We start from the raw sequence: 5,091 nt of genomic DNA on the forward strand, positions 1-5,091 counted from the left end.
CGGTCGCCGCGCTGGCGTGGGTGCGCAGGCGCGGGGTGACGATCAGGTGATCGGTCACGGCCGGGGCTACCCGGGGCTCGCCGCGTCGCGGGCCGCGATGTAGCCGTAGACCAAGCCCTGCGCGATCGTCGCGCCCGCGCCGGGGTAAGTCGTGCCGAACGCGTTGGCGGCGGCGTTGCCGATCGCGTACAGCCCGGGGATCGCGGTGCCGTCCTCGCGCAGCACCCGCGCTCGTTCGTCGGCCGACAGCCCACCGCAGGTGCCCAGGTCGCTGAGGGCCATCTTCACCGCATAGAACGGGCCCTTGAGCAGCGGACGCAGGTTGGGGTTCGGCGTGACGGTGGGATCGCCGTAGTACCGGTCGTAGGCGCTGCGGCCCCGGCCGAAATCGGGATCCTGCCCGGCGGAGGCGCTTTCGTTGAACCGGGTCATCGTCGCGACGAACTCGTGGACACCAACGCCGATGCGCGCGGCCAGCTCGGGGAAGCCCTCGGCGCGCACCGCGATGCCCGCGTCGTACCACGGCCGGGGAATCCGCATGCGCGGAAACAGTTCGGCGCCGAACACATAGCTGTTGCGGTACTGCTGATCGAAGACGATCCACATCGCCTCGACGGGGCTGCCCGATCGCTCCAGCTCCAGCAACCGTTGACCGAACGACATGTAGTCGCAGGACTCGTTGGCGAATCGGCGGCCGTTCTGGTCCACGATCAGGCAGCCCGGCAGCGACCGTTCGGCCAGCATCACCCCCGGCGGCCTGCCGGGCAGCGGCGCGATGGCGGGGAACCACCACGCCTGATCCATCAGGCCGAGGCCGGCGCCGACGTCCTGCGCCGCGCGGATCCCCTCGCCGGTGTTGGTCTCGGCGCCCAGGCTGAGGTTGGCCTCCAGCGACTCGGTCTGGAACTTCCGCCGCATCTCCATGTTGTGGTCGAAACCGCCGGTGGCCAGCACCACGCCGCGCCGGGCGGTGATCGTCACCTCGCGGCCGTCATGGCCGACGACCGCGCCGGTCACGCGGTGGGCGTCGCCGGTCAGGCGTAGCAGCGGGGTGTCGGTCCACACCGGGATGCCGGCGCGCAGCACGCCGGCGAACAGGCCGGCCGCCAGCGCCTGCCCGCCCGCCGCGTAGCGGCGGCCCAGCAGCCGCCCGCCGAGTCCTTGGGCCACCCGCTTGGCGAACGTCGGGACGCCGCGGCGCGGCACCCGCGCGACCAGGTTCATCCACCGGTAGTCGGCGCCCGTCGTCGGTATCGAGAAGCCGGCCTCCAGCACGCCCGGCCGCAGCCGGGTGCGGTGGTTGCCGAGGATCGACGTATCCAGCGGATAAGACTCGCAGGTGCGGCCCGCGGCGCTGCCGCCCGGCTCCTCGGGGTGGTAGTCGGAGTAGTCGCGCGCCCAGAACAGGCGCAGGGGAGTCGTGCGGCGCAGCATGTCGACCGTCGCGGGCACATGTGCCAGGAACGCGGCCGACCGTTGCCCGGGCGCCGACCCGGCGACCACCGCTTCCAGGTAGGCGGCCGCGCGTTCGGCGGTGTCGTTGGCGCCGGCGTCGCGCAGCACGGGGCAGGCGGGTAGCCACAGCGCGCCGCCGGAGCGGGCCGTCGAGCCACCGACGTACGGCGACTTCTCCACGATCAGCACCGAGAGCCCGCCCTCGTGGGCGGCCAGCGCGGCGGCCATGCCGGTGCCCGAGCCGACCACCATAAGGTCGACCGTCGTATCGGTCACCGGCAGGCCGGCCGGGATGGTCGCGCTGCGCTGGCTCACGGTGTGAACGGTATGCCGGGGCGGGGTGGCAGAGGAAGAGGCGGGAACAAGTGGCCCCACAAGGCGGGCCTCAGGCGTTAAATCAAGGGTTATGACGTCGCAGTCGGAGGCCGACGAGGTTCGGCTCATCGAAGCGCAGCCCGCCCCCGCCCGGTTTGCCCGCGGTTGGCACTGTCTGGGCCTGATCCGGGACTTCGGTGACGGCAAACCCCGCCCCATCAACGCCTTCGGCCAGAAGCTGGTCGTGTTCCGCAGCGGGGACGGCGAGATCAACGTGCTCGACGGCTACTGCCGGCACATGGGCGGCGATCTGTCGCAGGGCGAGGTCAAAGGCAACGAGATCGCCTGCCCCTTCCACGACTGGCGCTGGGGCGGCGACGGCCGATGCAAGCAGGTGCCCTACGCCAGGCGCACCCCGCGGCTGGCCCGCACGCGGGCCTGGACCACCCTGCAGCAGGACGGCATGTTGTTCCTGTGGAACGACCCCGAGGGTAACCCGCCGCCGCCCGGGGTCACGATCCCGCGCATCGAGGGTGCGACCAGCGACGACTGGACCGACTGGCACTGGTACACCACCGTGGTGGGCAGCAACTGCCGCGAGATCATCGACAACGTCGTGGACATGGCGCACTTCTTCTACATCCACGGCTCGCTGCCCACGTATTTCAAGAACATCTTCGAAGGCCACGTGGCGACCCAGTACATGAACGGCGAGGGCCGTCCCGACCTCGGCGGCACGGTGGGCGCCGAGATGCTGGGCACCACGTCGGTCGCGTCCTACTACGGCCCGTCCTTCATGATCGATGACCTCACCTACCACTACCGGACCGGTGACGCGCAATCGATTCTGATCAATTGCCACTACCCGATCGACGCGAATTCCTTTGTGCTGCAGTACGGCATCATCGTGAAGAAGTCGGACGCCATGCCCGCCGACCAGGCCATGCAGACCGCGATCAAACTCGGCGACTACATCAAGCTGGGGTTCGAACAGGACGTGCAGATCTGGCGGCACAAGGTGCGCATCGACAATCCGCTGCTGGTCGAGGAGGACGGCCCGGTGTACCAGCTCCGGCGCTGGTATCAGCAGTTCTACGTCGACGCCGCCGACGTGGCGCCGGACATGGTGGATCGCTTCGAATTCGAGCTCGACACCACCCGGCCGTACGAGGCGTGGATGAAAGAGGTTGAGGACAACATGGCGGCCCAGGCGGGCGCCGCGGGTCCGCGATGACGCTGGAGTCGTCCGCCCGGACGGACAACCGGCTCGACGAGATGCCGATGGTCCCGGTGGCGTGCCGTGACTGCGGCGCCCGCGTGCTGGCGCGCAAGAGCACCTGGAACCAGACCAGCGTGCAGTGGACGCCGACGCGACGGCCCGGTGCGCCGAGCTCGCCGAGGCGCGCAAGATCTCCGTGCACGCCGGCCGCGGTGTGTTCCTGGCGTGCTCGGCGTTGAGCGAGTCGATCCTGGACGCCGTGCGCCGGGGCGCCCTGGCGATCGTCGACGAGCGGCTCATGGACGATCGCTGACGGCCTCCCCCGAGGCCCGATGCTGGTGCTGGTCCACCAGTTTCAGCGCGGGCGCGGTCCTCGCGGGTCCGGCCAGGGCCGCGGTATGCGGCGCGCGGCCCCGCTTGTCCCGGGGCGGTTCCTCGGGCGAGCCGGGTGGCTGCCCGCCGGGCGCCGGGTCGTCATTCATGAGCGGTGACTCCGGGTCCCGGCTGCCCGAGCGCAAGCGATTGGTGGCGGCGACGGCGAGGACCGCGGCCGCGGAGGTGCCGAGCCCCTGCGCCCAGCCCACCGGGCCGACCGGTGTGCAGCCCAGCAGTTGGCTGATCCCCGGTGTGGTGATCATCGCGGCGAATGCGGCGAACGAGCCGGCCGCGGTGAGCAGCACCAGGGGCGCGTGCGAGTCGACCACGGTCTGGCCGAGCTCGACGGCGACCAGTGAGATCAGCGCGACGGTGGACGCCCGCCGGGGCAGGCCGGTGACCGACGCCATCGCCCAGGCCGCCGTGGCAGCGGTCGCGGTGAGGGCCCCGCGCGCGGCCACGGTGCGCCGCAGCGCCCGCTCGTCGATGCCGCGCCCGACGCGTTGCACCGGCCCGGCGGGCGTGCTGACCGCGACCGCGGTCGCAGGCAACGCGTCGGTGAGCATGTTGATCAGCAGCAGTTGGCGAGTGTTCAGCGGCGAGGTCCCCGTTATCGCCGTGCCGATCACCGAGAAGATCACCTCGCCGGCGTTGCCGCCGAGCAGGCCGGCCACGGCCGCCTGCACACCGCGCCACAGCCGGCGGCCCTCGTCGACGGCGGCCACCAGCGTCTCGATGCGCCCGTCGGTCAGCACCACGTCGGCGGTGGTGTGGGCGGAGTCGCTGCCGCGTGCGACCACACCGACCCCCACGCTCGCCGCCCGGATCGCGGCGGCGTCGTTGGCGCCGTCACCCACCATGGCGCACACCCGCCCGGCGCGCTCGAGGGTCTGGACCACCTGCACCTTGTTCTCCGGCGACATCCGGGCAAAGATCACCCGTTCGGACACCGCGCGCAGCTGATCGTGGCGTGACAGGGCGTTCCACTCGGCCCCGGTGATCACCTGGTCGCCGCTCACCGGCACGCCCAGCTCGCGGGCGATGGCGGCGGCGGTGACGGGATGGTCGCCGGTGATCAGGCGGATGGCCACGCCCCGGTCGGCCAGGTCGGCCAGCAACTGAGGCGCCTGGGCGCGCGGGGTATCCGAGAGGCCCAGAAATCCCGTCAGCGTCAACCCCGCGCCGCACACCTCGGTGAGGCCGTCGGGGTCTTCCCGCAGCGACCGCGCCTGCTGAGCGCTCAGGCGGCGTTGGGCCACGGCGATCACCCGAAGACCTGCGGTCGTCAGCGCGGCAACCGCGTCCTCCGCCTCCGCGCCCACCTCCCGGCACGCCGCCAGGACCACTTCCGGTGCGCCTTTGACCGTCACGTGCGTGCCGGTCGCCGAGGCGGAGAATGCCCTGCCGGACCGGAACGGCAGATGCGCGTCCGGCGTGGGTCGCGCGCCGGAGGCCGCCGCGTCCGCCGCCTTGATGATGGCTTCGTCGGTGGCGTGGACGTGCGGATTGCCGTCGTCCGCCGGCGCGGCCTGCGCGGCGCACCGCAAGACGTCGTCGCGCGAATGCCCGCCGGCCGGATGCACCTCGACCACCCGAAGGCGGTTCTCGCTCAGCGTCCCGGTCTTGTCGAAGCAGACCACCTCGACGCGGCCGAGCGCCTCGGCCGCTCGCGGGACCCGCACCAGCGCGCCGGCTTCGCCCAGCCGCTGCGCCGACGCGGACTGCGC

At 71.9% G+C, this 5,091-nt stretch carries 3 protein-coding genes and 1 pseudogene; 2 read left to right on the forward strand and 2 right to left on the reverse strand.

Features of this window, described 5'->3' with window-relative positions:
- Positions 1-66 precede the first annotated feature (66 nt).
- Entirely contained in the window at positions 67-1,770 is a 1,704-nt protein-coding gene (locus A9X04_RS16010) for a 3-ketosteroid-delta-1-dehydrogenase (RefSeq protein ID WP_082975031.1), read from the reverse strand.
- Between the two features lie 91 nt (positions 1,771-1,861).
- Here A9X04_RS16010 and A9X04_RS16015 point away from each other — a divergent pair, with 91 nt between their 5' ends.
- Positions 1,862-3,004, forward strand: a complete 1,143-nt coding sequence (locus tag A9X04_RS16015; protein WP_067922170.1) for a Rieske 2Fe-2S domain-containing protein — start codon at positions 1,862-1,864, stop codon at positions 3,002-3,004.
- Positions 3,001-3,302, forward strand: a pseudogene (locus A9X04_RS16020) (ferredoxin). Before A9X04_RS16015 ends, A9X04_RS16020 begins: the two are co-directional and overlap by 4 nt.
- Here A9X04_RS16020 and A9X04_RS16025 read toward each other — a convergent pair.
- Positions 3,286-5,091 (reverse strand): HAD-IC family P-type ATPase (locus tag A9X04_RS16025; RefSeq protein WP_156752007.1); only part of this gene is annotated, 1,806 nt, incomplete at its 5' end. The pseudogene A9X04_RS16020 and the gene A9X04_RS16025 overlap by 17 nt on opposite strands.

This window comes from Mycobacterium sp. E3247, from assembly GCF_001667785.1.
GTDB lineage: Bacteria > Actinomycetota > Actinomycetes > Mycobacteriales > Mycobacteriaceae > Mycobacterium.